We start from the raw sequence: 14,922 nt of genomic DNA on the forward strand, positions 1-14,922 counted from the left end.
TTTTTCTCATGGCCCATGGAGAGAAGCGCACGGCGGCAAGGCTCGCCTGCCCGGCCGACATGCGAATCAGGCATTTCCCTGAAGGGATGCTACCGGCCGGCCGCCGCCAGATAGGCGAGCAGCACGGCCCGCAGTTCATCGCGCAGCGCGGCGATGTCGAACGCGGGCCCGAGCGTCAGCAGCGCCTGCGAGAGCCCGCCGTAGCAGAGCGTGTGCGCCATCCGCGCGATCCCGTCGAGCCGCGCGGCCGGCGGCGGATCGGCCGCGTGCGAGAGCGCGTCGCGCCACAGCGCGACGTACGCGTCGTAATGCCGGCGGTAGGCGGCGAGCGGCGACACCTGCCGCTCCAGCGCGAAGAGCGCGCCCCACAGCGCCGCATCGGCGCCGATCGCGTCGACCTGCAGGTCGACCAGCGCGGCGGCGAGTTCGGCCCGCGGCGCACCGCGCAGCCGCGCCACCGCGTCGCGCAGCCGGTCGGCCAGCGCCTGCACGTGCCGATGGATGCAGAGCGCCGCGAGGCTCTGCTTGTCGCCGAAATACTCGTAGAAGGTGCCGATGCTGACGCCCGCGACGGCCGCAATCTCGCGGATCGTCGCTTTCGCGTAGCCGCGTTCGAGCAAAAGCTGAACGAACGCCTGCTGCAGCGCGTCGGAACTCGCCTGCGCGCGCGACTGGCGCGGCCGGCGGCGCAACGCGGGCGCGGGTTGCGCCGCCGGCTGGCCGGGCGGCGCCGGAACCTGAACATGTCGCGGCGGCATATTTGCTACTCTGGAAATCAGCAGGGCATGCGTTTTACCGGGGGCCGGAACCGGCGCCGATGCGTCATCCGTGCGGCATGACGCCGGCCGCCCGCGAAGCATGAGACCGGAGACAACTTCGATGACCGAATCGACTCACGCCGTCACGAACCAGTTCGACGAACTGGTCGACTATAACCTCTTCACGACGGACATCGCGCTGCACGACGCGCTCACCCGCGCGGGCGCCGACTGGGCCGTGCCGCAACTCGACACATACGGCGCGTGGCTCGGCAGCGCCGACACCGCGCGGCTTGCCGACGAAGCGAACCGTCACACGCCGGAACTGAACACGTTCGACCGGCGCGGCCGGCGCATCGACCGCGTCGACTTTCACCCGGCGTGGCACGCGCTGCTCGGCCGTTACCGCCAGGAAGGATTCGTGTCGCTCGCGTTCCGCGAGTCGCGCCGCGGCCGCTGGGCCGCGACCGCGGCCGGCTTCTACCTGCATGGCCAGATCGAGGCCGGCACGCTGTGCCCGGCGACGATGACGCAGGCCGCGATCCCGGTGCTGCAGAAGGAGCCCGCGCTGTGGGCGCTGCTGCGCGACACGCTCTACAGCGACGACTACGATCCGCGCGACGTGCCGGTCGCCGACAAGCGCTCGATCTGGTTCGGCATGGGCATGACCGAGAAACAGGGCGGCTCCGACGTGCGCGCGAACACGACGCTCGCGACCGCCGTCGGCGCGGGCGGGCGCGGTGGCGAATACCGGCTGCGCGGCCACAAGTGGTTCTTCTCCGCGCCGATGTGCGACGCGCACCTCGTCGTCGCGCAGACCGAAGGCGGCGGTCCGTCGTGCTTCTACGTGCCGCGCTGGCGGCCGGACGGCACGAAGAACGCGGTCGAGATCCAGCGGCTGAAGGACAAGGTCGGCAACCGCAGCAACTCGAGCAGCGAGATCGAGCTGAACGACGCGTGGGGCATCATGCTCGGCGACGAAGGCCGCGGCATTCCGACCATCATCGAGATGGCCACCTACACGCGGCTGAACTGCGTGCTCGGCAGTGCGGCGATGCTGCGCCAGGGCGTCGTGCAGGCGATCGCGTACACGCGCCAGCGCCATGCATTCGGCCGCGCGCTCGCCGAACAGCCGCTGATGCGCACCGTGCTGGCCGATCTCGCGCTCGAAAGCGAAGCCGCGCTCGTGCTGGCGATGCGTCTGGCCGACGCGTTCGAGCGCGACGACTCGCCGCGCGAACGCGCCTGGAAGCGCATCGTCACGCCCGCCGCGAAATTCTGGGTGTGCAAGCGCGCGGTCGAGCTGACCGGCGAGGTGATGGAAGTGTTCGGCGGCAACGGCTATGTCGACGACGGCCCGATCGCGCGGCTGTTCCGCGAGGCGCCCGTCAACTCGATCTGGGAAGGTTCGGGCAACGTGATGTGCCTCGACGTGCTGCGCGCGGTGTCGCGTGAACCCGACGCGGCTGCCGCGCTGTTCACCGAACTCGCCGATCTCGGCGCGGGCGAACCGCGCATCCGCGCGGCGCTCGACGCGCTGCGCGCGATGCTCGCCGCACCGGCCGACACGCTCGAGGCGTCGGGCCGCGTGTTCGCGCAGCGCCTCGCGCTCGTCGCGCAGGCGTGCCTGCTGCGCCGCGACGCGCCGGCGGCCGTCGCCGACGCGTTCGTCGCGACACGGCTTGCCGCGCCCGACTGGGGCCGCGTCGCGGGCGGCTTCGCCCCGCACGCGATCGACGTCGCCGCGCTGCTGCAGCGCGCGTACCCGGCCTGACGCCCGTTCGCCCAGCCCGGTTTCCCCGTTCGCCTTCGTTCGCCCGCCCGGAGCCCCGATGAACCTCGTCGCCGCCCTCGACCGCGCCGCCCGCGCGACGCCCGACAAACCGTTCCTCGTCAGCGAATCCGCGACGATCACCTATGCCGCCGCGCGCGAGCGCTCGCACCGCGCGGCGGCCGTGCTGAGCGCGCTCGGCGTCGCGGCCGGCGACCGTGTCGCCGCGATGTGTTTCAACACGCCGGCCTTCGTCGACCTGATGTTCGGCGCGTGGCGGCTCGGCGCGACGTTCGTGCCGATCAACCACAAGCTGCAGGCGCCGGAAGTCGACTACGTGCTCGAACACAGCCGCAGCAAGGCGCTGCTGTTCGACGTGACGCTCGCGCCGGTGGTCGAGCGCATCGTGCATCCCGCGCGACGGCTCGTGACCGAAGGCGAGCTCGACGGCGTGCCGTGCTTCGACACGCTGTGCGCGACGATGGACGGCCTCGCGGGCATCGAGCCGGCCGACGGCGACATTGCGCAGATCCTCTATACGTCCGGCACGACCGGCCACCCGAAAGGCTGCGTGCACAGCCACCGCACCGTGACGCTCGCCGCGATGCAGGCGGCCCTTGCGACCGGCATCGGCCGCAACGAGCGCACGCTGATGGCGATGCCGATCTGGCATTCGTCGCCGCTCAACAACTGGTTCGGCGGCACGCTGTATGCGGGCGGCACCGTCGTGCTGCTGCGCGAATACCATCCGCTGCGGTTCCTGCAGACCGTCGAGCGCGAGCGCGTGACGCTGTATTTCGGCGCACCGGTGTCGTACCTGCTGCCGCTCGACACGATCGACGGTTTCGCGGCGTTCGACCTGTCGAGCGTGCGCGCATGGCTGTACGGCGGCGGCCCGATCGGCGCCGCGCAGGCCGAACGGCTCGCGCGCGCGTATCGCAGCGACGCGTTCTTCCAGGTGTACGGCATGACGGAAGCGGGCCCGGCCGGCACGACGCTGTATCCGGACGAGCAGATCGCGAAGGCCGGTTCGATCGGCCGCCACGGCGGCCCGGGCGTCGACCTGCGCGTCGTGCGGATGGACGGCATCGATGCACAGCCGGGCGAAACCGGCGAGATCTGGCTGAAAACCGACAGCATGATGCTCGGCTATCTCGACGATGCGGCCGCGACCCGCGCCGCGTTCGCGCCGCAAGGCTGGTATCGCACCGGCGACATCGCGCGGATCGATCAGGATGGCTACCTGTTCATCGTCGACCGGCTGAAGGACATGATCGTGACGGGCGGCGAGAACGTCTATTCGAAGGAAGTGGAGGACGTGCTCGGCGCGCACCCGGACATCGCCGAGGCGGCCGTCGTCGGTGTCCCGCATCCCGACTGGGGCGAGACGGTCGTCGCGCACGTCGTGCCGCGCGCGGGCACGGCGCCCGACGCGGACGCGCTGCGCGCGTTCTGCGGCGAGCGGCTCGCCGCGTACAAGATTCCGCGTGAGTTCACGTTCGTGCAGGCGCTGCCGCGCACGCCTACGGGCAAGCTGCAGAAGTTCCTGCTGCGTATGCGTCGCGAAGACTAAGTATCCACGATTGCACCAGCGCACTCACGTACTCATATTCCCCTTGCGAACCGCAAAGCGAGATACGACATCACTCCTTATACACGTCACCTGACCAACGCACTCGCGCACGTGCGGTCAATGCAAAAGGCAGAACGGAACAAGTAATAGAAATTAGCAACCCTGAATCATATTCGTCCGATTGTTCGACGTTTCCCATCTGGAATAGCGTCTCTAGGCAGCCATTCCATTTACTGAGACAGGGAAGCCGGATGAAAGACGAACTCAAAGCACCGACCTATCTTTTCGCCACTGTTGGTGCGCTCACGGAACGCGGCGGACGCGTCACCGCCGCAACCAGCGGCCTGACCCTGGCTGGACTAGAAGTCGCCTGCGTCGGCGACGTAGTGACCTATGACGACGGCAGCGAGGCCGCGATTATCGACGGCGCGGGAAACAACCACAGCGGAGGCAAGCCGTTCGCGTTGGTCGGCAGCCGATTGAGCAACGGTGACCGCATTACCGAAACGCTGCGCACCTCATGGGGCATGCACGTGCGGGATGGGCAAAGCGCTGCGGGCCTGTTCGATCCGACCTATGTGCCGCCGCCCGCGCCGCCCGCCTACAGATTAGCGGTACGTGGCGCAACAACCGCGCGCGGCGGCGCATTGCGCGAGCCGTCCGGCACATGGGAAGTAGCGCCGCACTTGGGCAGGGCTGCCACGGTGGGCGACCTGATCCACTATCCGGACGGTTAAACCGCGCGCGTGACGAGCGGTCTGGGTTTGGTCGACAGGCCCGACTTCGCACCGCTCGCATTCGTTGGCAGCGAACTCGATAACGGCGACATGATCACCGATAGTCCCGAGCGACAAGGCGTAGCTTCATCCGTTGTATTTCGCGTCGTCACCCGCTCGTCCATGCCCCGCTGAGGTAGCGTCCATGATCCGCTACTTTCTTGCCAAAGGCGACCGCGCCGGGGAAGCGGTGATTGTCGAAGGCCTCGACACCGTGACCTGCTCCAATCCGCCGCCGAGGGTTCATATCGCCACGCTGGATAATGAAGACCTACTGTTCTGCCTGCAAGCGTGAAGGGTACATCGCACCGCAAGGTCCGCGCTGGCCAGGTACCGGTCCGAACGGCAAACAGTGGGCATTGAGCGGGGATATCAATGTCTGCGGATGCAACCCACCGCCGATCTTCCACGCTGAGCGCGGCATGCGGATGATTTTTACTGCGGGAGAGACTGCAACGCTGAATGGGCGCCAACCTGATGCAGCCGAGCGGTCGTTTGCTCGATCGGCTGTCGTACACGACGAGCAATTCACCTTGCTCGATGACTCCCGCCGCCCACTCGCGAACATTCGCTACCGAATCGTTACCGACAGCGGGCAGATTTTCACGGGCACCACGGACACGGCCGGGCAAACACGTCGAATCGCCACCGACGCCTCGGCAACTCTGAAAATCTATACGACGGAACATTGAAGCAATGAAAAATTTTGATGCGAATGACGGCGGAGAATGGTTCCTCGTACACTCAGGCGCCGTCACCAATACCAATCCTGGGTCGACGGTGGAAGTAACGATCAATACCGAAAGAATATGTCACAACATGACAAACAAGGAATTCCGGGAAATGGTATTGAGCAAACGCGATCGAGCCGTTTTTCTCGTCGACAAAAGAATCAAGGATCTGCAGCGCTGGTCCAACACTGATAAGGCACGCGTATTACAGTGGTTCGGCAGAAATGATGAAGGCACTCGCATAACGCTATTAACAGGTCTGACTGCAATCGTCCGCGTACTAAAGGCACTCACCGGATACAATTTCACGCGATGGGATAGCGATCGATTCAAACATATTGGATGCGTTCCAAATCCGAACAAATCGGGAGTCGCGGCATCAGTGTGTTCGCCGGATACCGCAACTCATACGATCGCAATACATCCCGATTTTTGTACAATGCGAGACTTCTCATGGGAAAAAGATTCCGTAGTTTCCACCCTGATTCATGAGGCGAGTCATTTCGACGACACAATGGGAACCCGGGATCACAGATATTTCATGGAGGAGTGTTTGACGTTTGGAGCCAAAAACCCGAATCAAGCAATCAACAACGCCGACAGCATTGCAGGATACGTCATTTACAATGCTTAAATTTATTCTTGCCCTAAGCCTTCTTGTCTCCAATCCGGTATTCGCATGCATCGCCAGCGAGAACTTCGACATCTACTTTTCGAGAGACAGCTCGCACCTATCAAATGCAGAGATCGTCCGCATTGCAAAATGGACAGCCGACCAAAGGCTCAATTACGCAAATCACCTGACCAAAGAGACAACACTGATCAGCGGCCATGCCGAGGAAAGTGAGCCGGGAGCACTGGCCCTTGCGCAATCAAGATTGCAAGTCGCGTATGCGCTGTTGGAGCAACTCGGCTTTTTGCGCGGAACCATCAAGAAGAGCGCCCGCGTCTATTCGCATGGCGACGTGGAAAATGGGCGACGTGTGGAAATTTCCTTCCTGCCCGATTGCCCTAACAAGTGCTGCGACGGCTAGTAACGTCATGCTGCCGCCGATCACGGAGATGCGGTATCTACGTACACATGCGGCGACCCTGCCGCACCACTGCCTGCAACATCCCTATGCCCTGTCGGGTGTGTCCCACCAAAGAAAAAGCCACCCGGCCCGACGGCCAGGTGGCTTTCTCGCATGAGGAGCGGGACGACGCATTGCAACGCCGCCCGCGCGTCACATCAGGCTGCTTACTTGCCGCCGATGCTCTTCAGCGGCTTCCACTCGCCCTTCTCGACCTTGTACATCGTGATGCCGCCGTTCTTCAGGTCGCCCTTCGCGTCATACGCGACGTGCGTCGACGTCACGCCGGCCATGTCGGTCTTCGCGAGCACCGGCAGGTACTTCGCCGGATCGGTCGAATCGGCCTTCTTCATCGCGTTGAACAGCGCCATCGCGCCGTCGTATGCATACGGCGAGTAGGTCTGCACGTCTTCGCCGAAGCGCTTCTTGTACTTGTCGGCGTACGTCTTGCCGCCCGGCATTTCTTCGAGCGGCAGGCCTGCCAGCGAGGCGATCGTGCCGTCGGCCGCGCTGCCCGCGATCTTCAGGAACGTCGGCGTCTTCACCATTTCGCCGCTCATCAGCGGGGCGGTGATGCCGAGCGTCTTCATCTGCTTGACCATCGGTGCAGCCTGCGAATCCGCGCCGCCGTAGTAGACGAGATCCGGCTTCGCCGCCTTCAGCTTGGTCAGGATCGCCTTGAAGTCCACCGCCTTGTCGTTCGTGAATTCACGGTCGACGATCGTCGCGCCGCCGGCCTTCGCGGCCTTCTCGAACTGGTCGGCGAGACCCTGGCCGTAGGCCGTGCGGTCGTCGACGATCGCGATCTTCTTCATGCCGAGATCCTTCGACGCGAACGTGCCGGCCACCGAGCCCTGCTGCGTGTCGGACGTCATCATGCGGAAGGTCGTCTTGTAACCCTGCTGCGTGTATTCCGGTGCGGTCGCCATCGCGATCTGCGGAATGCCCGCGTTCGCGTAGATGCGCGAGGCCGGAATCGTCGTGCCCGAGTTGAAGTGGCCGAGCATGCCCTTGATGCCGTCGTCGACGAGCTTCTGCGCGACCGTCGTGCCGGTGCGCGGGTCAGCCTGGTCGTCCTGCGTGTCGAGTGCGAACTTCACCGGCTTGCCGCCGATCTTCGGGCTCGTCGCGTTGAAATCCTCGATCGCGAGCACGATCCCGTTCTGCATATCCTTGCCGTAGTGCGCTTGCGCGCCCGTCATCGGCCCTGCGTAACCGATCTTCACGTCATCCGCATGGGCCGTCCCCGCCAGCGACATGACCGCGACGAACGTCGCGCCTGCCACCTTTTTCATCGTGTGTTGCATAGCATCTCCTTGGTACCAGGGTAAATGGAGCGGCTTCGGGATCGCCTGGCCGCTTCCTTTGTTTGATCCGAACGGCAAGGATGATCAGCCGATCGTCATCAAATTCGCATTGCCGCCCGCCGCGGCCGTGTTCACGCTCACCGAGCGCTCCGTCAGCAGCCGTTCCAGTGCGTAATCTTCCGCATCGCCGTTCTCGAACGCACCCACCGACACGCCCTGCACCGACACGATCGGGCCCGGCCGCTGCGCGACGTCCTTCACGAGCGTCTGCAGTTCGTCGCTGTCGCCTTCGAACAGCACCGCGTCGAACGGCGTATCGGCCTGCTTGCGCACGGTCGCATGCACCTTCAGCGACGCCGGCAGCGCGGCAACCAGCGCCTCGCCGGCCGCGCCCGCGAACAGCGCGCGGTTGCCGGTCGCCAGCACCGCCGCGAACTGCGCGCGCGCGCCGCCCGGCGTCGCCGCGACACATAGCACCGTGCCGCGCGGGCCGAGTGTATACGTGTTTCGCTCGCCCGTCGGGCCGGTCAGCACGGCAGTCGCACCGGCCGGCACCTGCGCCAGGTAACCGTCGCAACGCGCGGCCAGTGCCGGCTCGCGCTGCTCGATCAGCCAGTCGCGCAGCGTCGTGAGCGCTGCCGCCGGGTTGCCGCGCGCATCGCCTTCGACCGCGCCGTCCGCGATCAGCGTCTGCGCGAGCGAACGCGGCAGGCCCGACGGACGCGTCGCGAGCAGGCGCTGCAGGTACAGCGCGCCGCCGGCCTTCGGGCCCGTGCCCGACAGCCCTTCGCCGCCGAACGGCTGCACGCCGACCACCGCGCCGATCACGTTGCGGTTCACGTAGATGTTGCCGACGTGCGCATTCGAGATCACGTGCGCGATCGTCTCGTCGATCCGCGTGTGGATGCCGAGCGTCAGGCCGTAGCCGGTCGCGCGGATCTGCTCCAGCAGCTTGTCGAGCTGGCTGCGGCGGTAGCGCACCACGTGCAGCACGGGGCCGAACACTTCGCGCTTCAGCTCGTCGATGCTGCCGATCTCGATCAGCGTCGGCGGCACGAACGTGCCGTGCGCGCAGGCTTCCGGCGCCGGCAGCTGCGTGACCGCGTGGCCCTTCTCCTTCATCGCCGCGACGTGCGTGTCGATCGTCTGCTTCGCTTCACCGTCGATCACCGGGCCGACGTCCGTCGACAGCCGGTCGGGGTTGCCGAGCGCCAGCTCGTGCATCGCGCCCTTCAGCATCGTCAGTGTGCGGTCCGCGACATCGTCCTGCAGACACAGAACGCGCAGCGCCGAACACCGTTGACCGGCCGAGTCGAACGACGACTGCATCACGTCCGCGACAACCTGCTCCGCGAGCGCCGACGAGTCGACGATCATCGCGTTCTGGCCGCCCGTTTCCGCGATCAGCGGGATCGGCTTGCCGTCCGGGTCGAGGCGCGCCGACAGCGTCTTGTTGATCAGGCGCGCGACTTCGGTCGAACCGGTGAACATCACCGCACGCGTGCGCGGATCGGCGACCAGCGCCGCACCGACGGTCTCGCCGTCGCCCGGCAGCAGCTGCACCGCGCCGGCCGGCACGCCGGCCTCGCGCAGCAGGCGCACGGCCTGGGCGGCGATCAGTGGCGTCTGTTCGGCCGGCTTCGCGAGCACCGTGTTGCCGGCCGCGAGCGCGGCGGCCACCTGGCCCATGAAGATCGCGAGCGGGAAGTTCCACGGGCTGATGCAGACCACGGGACCGAGCGGACGGTGCGTGTCGTTCGAGAATTCGTCGCGGATCTGCGCGGCGTAGTAGCGCAGGAAGTCGACCGCTTCGCGGATCTCGGCGATCGCGTTCGGCAGCGACTTGCCGGCTTCGCGCACGATCAGGCCCATCAGCGTGTGCATCTGCGCTTCGAGCAGGTCGGCCGCGCGCACCAGGCAATCGGCGCGTGCGTCGACCGGCGTCGCCTGCCAGATCGGCGCGGCGGCCACCGCATGCGCGAGTGCCGCGCTCACGTGTTCGGCCGTCGCTTCGCTGACGGTGCCGACGGTGTCGCGCTGGTCGGCCGGGTTGCGCACGTCGCGGGCCGGCGCGTCGGCGAGCGTGTCGTCGGCGAGCATCGGCGCCGCGCGCCACGGGAAGTGCGCGCTCGCGAGCAGCGCGGACGACAGCGACGCGAGGCGGTGTTCGTTCGACAGGTCGAGGCCCATCGAGTTGGGACGCTCGTCGCCGTACAGGTTGCGCGGCAGCGGGATCTTCGCGTGCGGCGCGCCGAGCGGCACGACCTTCGACGCTTCGTCGACCGGATCGGCGACCAGTTCCTTCACCGACACGGTCTTGTCCGCGATGCGGTTCACGAACGACGTGTTCGCGCCGTTTTCCAGCAGGCGACGCACCAGGTACGCGAGCAGCGTCTCGTGCGTGCCGACCGGTGCGTACACGCGGCACGGCCGGTTCAGCTTGTCGCGGCCGGTGACTTCCTCGTACAGCGGCTCGCCCATCCCGTGCAGGCACTGGAATTCATACTGGCCCGGGTAGTAGTTCTGGCCCGCGAGCTGGTAGATCGCGGCGAGCGTGTACGCGTTGTGCGTCGCGAACTGCGGATAGACGGCGTCGGGTGCGGCGAGCAGCTTCTTCGCGCACGCGAGGTACGACACGTCCGTGTAGATCTTGCGCGTATAGACCGGATAACCTTCGAGGCCGTCGACCTGCGCACGCTTGATCTCGGTGTCCCAGTACGCGCCCTTGACCAGACGGATCATCAGGCGGTGACGGCTGCGGCGCGCGAGATCGATCAGGTAGTCGATCACGAACGGGCAGCGCTTCTGGTAGCCCTGCACCACGAAGCCGATGCCGTTCCAGCCCGCGAGATCCGGATCGAAGCACAGCGCCTCGAGCAGGTCGAGCGACAGTTCGAGGCGGTCGGCTTCTTCCGCGTCGATGTTCAGGCCGATGTCGTAGCGGCGCGCGAGCAGCGCGAGCGCGCGCACGCGCGGCAGCAGCTCGCTCATCGTGCGGTCCTGCTGCGAGCGCGAGTAGCGCGCGTGCAGCGCCGACAGCTTGATCGAGATGCCCGGGCCTTCGTAGATGCCGCGGCCGCCGGCCGCCTTGCCGATCGCGTGGATCGCCTGTTCGTACGACGCGTAGTAGCGCTGCGCGTCCTCTTCGGTCGTCGCCGCTTCGCCGAGCATGTCGTACGAGTAGCGGAAGCCGCGCGCTTCGTACTTGCGGCTGTTCGCGAGCGCTTCGGAAATCGTCTCGCCGGTGACGAACTGCTCGCCCATCAGGCGCATCGCCATGTCGACGCCCTTGCGGATCAGCGGCTCGCCGCCGCGGCCGATCAGGCGCGTGAGCGCCGACGACAGCCCCGCTTCGCTGTTGGTCGTCACGAGCTTGCCGGTGATCATCAGCCCCCAGGTCGCCGCGTTCACGAACAGCGACGGCGCGTGGCCGACGTGCGAGCGCCAGTCGCCCTTGCTGATCTTGTCGCGGATCAGCGCATCGCGCGTCGCGCGATCGGGAATGCGCAGCAGCGCCTCGGCGAGGCACATCAGCGCGACGCCTTCCTGGCTCGACAGCGAGAATTCGTGGATCAGCCCTTCGACGCCGCCGCCCGAGCTCTTCTCGCGCAGCGCCTCGACGAGCTTCGTCGCGAGCGCCTGCACGTCCGCCTGCAGGTTCGCGGGCAGGCGCGCCTGGCCGAGCAGGAACGGCACGCATTCCGGCTCGGGGCGGCGGTACGCGGCCGTGATCGCCGCGCGCAGCACCGATTGCGGCTGCACGTTCTGCGCGAATTCGAGGAACGGATGCGGCGAGTTGTCGTCGTCGCCGTCCGCAGCCTGGCCGTCGGCGAGCTCGGTGACGCCGCTGTGGCCCGACAGCTCGGGCGGCAACTGGCCGTGCTCGATCCGCTCGAGATACGCGAAGATCGCCTGCTTGATCAGCCAGTGGGGAGTGCGCTCGAGACGCGCGGCTGCGTCCTTGAGGCGCGAGCGGAGAAGGTCGTCGACCTTGACGCCGAGAGTCGTGCTTGCCATGGTGGGTTCGTGCGCCGGTGCGAGCCCGGCAATGTGGTGTGAGAGGATGCGCGAAATCCTACGGCACGCAATAAAAAGGTGCAACCAAATTGCGAGATGGGTTGCACCCTTGGGTTAGTCAATATAATCAGCCACTTATGCGGTTGCAACCTAGGAGTTGCCCGTGGTCGGGGGATCGGTGTTTTCCCTGAGCAGGCCGAATTGACATGCGTGCGCAATCTTCCCCGCGCGCGGCGGCGGACGAAAACGGGTTGCACTGGGGTGGTGGCGGGTGGCGCGCCCGGGGATGACCGTGCGGCAAGAGACGGTTCGGGGCTGCCCGACGGCCCGGGTGTCGACGCAGCGGCACGTGGTGTGCGGTGTGCGGTGTGCGGTGTGCGGTGTGCGGCACTCGGGACGACGGCCGCATGGCGCGCCGCTCAGATATCCAGCGGATCGACCTCGACGCTCCACCGCAGCACGCCCTTCAGCGCGCGCAGTTCCGGCTGCCACGCGCGCAGCGCATGCTGGAGCGCCGCCCGCGACGCGCTTTCGAGCAGCAATTGCGCGCGGTGGACGTTCGCGACCTTGACGATCGTCATCGGCACCGCGTCGTACACGGTCACGCGATCGGCGCCCGGCAACCCCGGCAATGCGGCCGCGGCTTGCAGCAGGAATGCGAGCGCCGCGTCGAGCGTGCGCCCCTCGGCGCGCAGCAGCGCCTGGTAGACGAACGGCGGCAGGTGCGCGTCGCGGCGCTCGCCGAGCGTCGAATTCGCGAAGCCGACGTAGTCCTGCCGCCCGAGCGCGTGATACAGCGCGTGACGCGGGTAGCGCGTCTGCACGAGCACCTCGCCCGGCAGCCCGGCGCGCCCCGCGCGGCCGCTCACCTGCATCAGTTGCGCGAACAGCCGTTCGCTCGCGCGGAAGTCATGCGAGAACAGCGCCGTGTCGGCATTGAGCACACCGACGAGCGACACGCGCTGGAAGTCGTGCCCCTTCGCGATCATCTGCGTGCCGACGAGGATGTCGACCTCGCCCGCATGCACATCGGAGAAAAGCGCCTGCGCACTACCCTTGCGGCGCGTGCTGTCCGCGTCGATCCGCAGCACGCGCGCGCCCGGCACGGCCTCGGCGAGCGCCTCCTCGATGCGTTGCGTGCCGCGCCCGAGCGGCGCGATGTCGACGTTCCCGCACTCGGGGCACGATCGCGGAATGCGGGCTTCCCAGCCGCAGTGATGGCAGCGCAGCGCATGCTCGGGCTTGTGCAGCACGACGTACGCGCTGCAGCGCGGGCAGCCCGCGACCCAGCCGCATGCGTCGCACGCGAGCTGCGGCGCGTAACCGCGCCGGTTCAGGAACACGAGACTCTGCTCGCCGCGTTCGAGCCGCGCCTTCAGCGCCGCGACGAGCGGCCCCGACAGCCCGCCCATCGACGCGCGGCCGCGCCGCCGCTCCTCTTCGAGGTCGATCAGCCGCACGGTCGGCAGCGTCGCGTCGGCCACCGCGCGGCGCGACAGCGTGAGCCGCGTGTAGCGGCCCTGCTCCGCCTGCCACCAGCTTTCGAGCGACGGCGTGGCCGAGCCGAGCACGACCGTGATGCCGAGCTGCTTCGCGCGCCACACGGCGAGATCGCGTGCCGAATAGCGCAGCCCTTCCTGCTGCTTGTACGCGGGCTCGTGCTCCTCGTCGACGACGATCAGCGCGAGCGCCGGCATCGACGCGAGCACCGCGAGGCGTGTGCCGAGCACGATCCGCGCACGCCCCGTATGCGCGGCGAGCCAGTTGCGCGCCCGCTCGCCCTCGGCGAGCCCGCTGTGCAGCGTGACGATCGCGTCGTCGGCGAGCGCACCCGCGAAGCGCGCGCGAAACGCGGCCTCGAACTGCGGCGTCAGGTTGATTTCGGGGACGAGCACGAGCGCCTGCGCGTCCGGCCGGGCGTCGAGCAGCGACGCGAGCGCATGCAGATAGACCTCGGTCTTGCCGCTGCCCGTCACGCCGTGCAGCAGGAACGGCGCAAAGCCCTGCGCGGCGCGGATCGCGTCGAGCGCCTCGGCCTGCTGGTCCGTGAGCGCCGGCGGCACAGTTCGTCCACCGGCTGCCAACAGGTTATCCACAGCTTTGGGCACAGGCGCATCGGCCCAGCCGATCGCCTCGACGTCGACCCAGCCGCGCGCCGCCCAGTCGTCGAGCGTCGCGGCCGCCTTCGGATGCAGCGCGCGTGCATCGGGCAGCGCGAGCGAGCCGGTGTCGACCAGCGCCTGCGCGAGGCGCCGCAGCGCGGCCCCGCGTGCGGGCAACGCATCGGGCAGCGCCGCGCGGCCGGCCTCCGTCGGCCGGTAGCGCACCTCGGGCGCGAGCAGCCGCCCCCAGCGCCCCGCATCGCGCAGCGCCTGCGGCAGCGCCGGCAGCGCGACCTCGCCGCGCCCGCGCTGGTAGTAATCGGCGGCGAACGACACGAGCGCGAGCCAGTCCGGCGACAACGGCGGCAGGTCGGTGCAGATCGCGTCGACCGCGCGCAGCCGGGACGGCGGCACGTCGGTGTGAGTCGTCACTTCACAGACGAGCCCGACCGCCTGCCGCTTGCCGAACGGCACCTGCACGAGCGTGCCCGGCACGGGCGCCGGTTGCGCGTCGCAGCGATAGTCGAACAGGGTGGCGAGCGGATGGTCGAGCGCGACGCGCAGGTAGGTGCCGCTCATCGCGGCGCTCCGGCGGCGGCACGCACCGCATCGAGATGGGCGGCCGGCATCCGCGCCCGCATCGTGGCGGCGGACTTAAAGTAAAACTTCAGATTCGGCGCTAAGTTTTGGATTCGCATTAGGAATCGCCGTATACCCTGCCCAGCCTGTGGATAACTTTGTTGAGAACTCGCCGCTCACCGGCCGCAACGCACGCGGGGCCGCGCTTTCCGCTGATTTTCGCCGCTTGTTGCGG

The 14,922-nt window shown here is 67.4% G+C and carries 11 protein-coding genes; 7 read left to right on the top strand and 4 right to left on the bottom strand.

Translation table 11 applies throughout. From position 1 onward, the window contains the following. Nucleotides 1-89: 89 nt before the first annotated feature. A complete protein-coding gene (locus FOZ70_RS26195; RefSeq protein WP_059493873.1) occupies nt 90-758 on the bottom strand; it encodes a TetR/AcrR family transcriptional regulator in 669 nt (222 codons plus the stop codon). Between the two features lie 121 nt (nt 759-879). On the opposite strand from FOZ70_RS26195, the gene FOZ70_RS26200 reads away from it, so the two are divergent. From FOZ70_RS26200 to FOZ70_RS26225, 7 genes are all read left to right on the top strand, one after another. After that, a complete protein-coding gene (locus FOZ70_RS26200) occupies nt 880-2,532 on the top strand; it encodes an acyl-CoA dehydrogenase family protein (RefSeq protein WP_219707178.1) in 1,653 nt (550 codons plus the stop codon). 58 nt (nt 2,533-2,590) lie between these two features. Then, complete coding sequence (locus tag FOZ70_RS26205; RefSeq protein WP_219707179.1) at nt 2,591-4,102, top strand: AMP-binding protein; 1,512 nt, start codon at nt 2,591-2,593, stop codon at nt 4,100-4,102. Between the two features lie 251 nt (nt 4,103-4,353). Beyond that, on the top strand, nt 4,354-4,839 hold the full coding sequence (locus tag FOZ70_RS26210; RefSeq protein ID WP_258025727.1) for a PAAR domain-containing protein: 486 nt from the start codon (nt 4,354-4,356) through the stop codon (nt 4,837-4,839). Nucleotides 4,840-5,023: 184 nt separating this feature from the next. Continuing rightward, nucleotides 5,024-5,173, top strand: a complete 150-nt coding sequence (locus tag FOZ70_RS38215; protein ID WP_258025728.1) for a hypothetical protein — start codon at nt 5,024-5,026, stop codon at nt 5,171-5,173. After that, on the top strand, nt 5,142-5,570 hold the full coding sequence (locus FOZ70_RS26215; RefSeq protein WP_258025729.1) for a hypothetical protein: 429 nt from the start codon (nt 5,142-5,144) through the stop codon (nt 5,568-5,570). The genes FOZ70_RS38215 and FOZ70_RS26215 overlap by 32 nt, the downstream gene beginning before the upstream one ends. Nucleotides 5,571-5,574: 4 nt before the next feature. Then, on the top strand, nt 5,575-6,243 hold the full coding sequence (locus tag FOZ70_RS26220; protein ID WP_219707180.1) for a M35 family metallo-endopeptidase: 669 nt from the start codon (nt 5,575-5,577) through the stop codon (nt 6,241-6,243). Next, nucleotides 6,236-6,643 (top strand): hypothetical protein, encoded by a 408-nt coding sequence (locus tag FOZ70_RS26225; protein ID WP_048028327.1) that lies wholly within the window; start codon nt 6,236-6,238, stop codon nt 6,641-6,643. The genes FOZ70_RS26220 and FOZ70_RS26225 overlap by 8 nt, the downstream gene beginning before the upstream one ends. A 206-nt stretch (nt 6,644-6,849) precedes the next feature. On the opposite strand, the gene FOZ70_RS26230 is transcribed toward FOZ70_RS26225, so the two are convergent. From FOZ70_RS26230 to FOZ70_RS26240, 3 genes are all read right to left on the bottom strand, one after another. Beyond that, nucleotides 6,850-7,989: a branched-chain amino acid ABC transporter substrate-binding protein gene (locus FOZ70_RS26230; protein ID WP_219707181.1), complete on the bottom strand. Its 1,140-nt coding sequence runs from the start codon at nt 7,987-7,989 to the stop codon at nt 6,850-6,852. Between the two features lie 84 nt (nt 7,990-8,073). Further along, complete coding sequence (gene putA, locus FOZ70_RS26235; protein WP_219707182.1) at nt 8,074-12,006, bottom strand: trifunctional transcriptional regulator/proline dehydrogenase/L-glutamate gamma-semialdehyde dehydrogenase; 3,933 nt, start codon at nt 12,004-12,006, stop codon at nt 8,074-8,076. A 419-nt stretch (nt 12,007-12,425) separates the two neighbouring features. Next, entirely contained in the window at nt 12,426-14,687 is a 2,262-nt protein-coding gene (locus FOZ70_RS26240; protein ID WP_219707183.1) for a primosomal protein N', read from the bottom strand. Nucleotides 14,688-14,922 lie beyond the last annotated feature (235 nt).

This window comes from Burkholderia sp. COPS (assembly GCF_019425585.1).
Lineage (GTDB): Bacteria > Pseudomonadota > Gammaproteobacteria > Burkholderiales > Burkholderiaceae > Burkholderia > Burkholderia cepacia.

What these genes read in the sequence shown, in the direction of transcription:
- FOZ70_RS26195 (WP_059493873.1), bottom strand. Translation starts at nt 758, where the DNA reads ATGCCGCCGCGACATGTTCAGGTTCCGGCGCCGCCCGGCCAGCCGGCG.
- FOZ70_RS26200 (WP_219707178.1), top strand. Translation starts at nt 880, where the DNA reads ATGACCGAATCGACTCACGCCGTCACGAACCAGTTCGACGAACTGGTC.
- FOZ70_RS26205 (WP_219707179.1), top strand. Translation starts at nt 2,591, where the DNA reads ATGAACCTCGTCGCCGCCCTCGACCGCGCCGCCCGCGCGACGCCCGAC.
- FOZ70_RS26210 (WP_258025727.1), top strand. Translation starts at nt 4,354, where the DNA reads ATGAAAGACGAACTCAAAGCACCGACCTATCTTTTCGCCACTGTTGGT.
- FOZ70_RS38215 (WP_258025728.1), top strand. Translation starts at nt 5,024, where the DNA reads ATGATCCGCTACTTTCTTGCCAAAGGCGACCGCGCCGGGGAAGCGGTG.
- FOZ70_RS26215 (WP_258025729.1), top strand. Translation starts at nt 5,142, where the DNA reads ATGAAGACCTACTGTTCTGCCTGCAAGCGTGAAGGGTACATCGCACCG.
- FOZ70_RS26220 (WP_219707180.1), top strand. Translation starts at nt 5,575, where the DNA reads ATGAAAAATTTTGATGCGAATGACGGCGGAGAATGGTTCCTCGTACAC.
- FOZ70_RS26225 (WP_048028327.1), top strand. Translation starts at nt 6,236, where the DNA reads ATGCTTAAATTTATTCTTGCCCTAAGCCTTCTTGTCTCCAATCCGGTA.
- FOZ70_RS26230 (WP_219707181.1), bottom strand. Translation starts at nt 7,989, where the DNA reads ATGCAACACACGATGAAAAAGGTGGCAGGCGCGACGTTCGTCGCGGTC.
- putA (WP_219707182.1), bottom strand. Translation starts at nt 12,006, where the DNA reads ATGGCAAGCACGACTCTCGGCGTCAAGGTCGACGACCTTCTCCGCTCG.
- FOZ70_RS26240 (WP_219707183.1), bottom strand. Translation starts at nt 14,687, where the DNA reads ATGAGCGGCACCTACCTGCGCGTCGCGCTCGACCATCCGCTCGCCACC.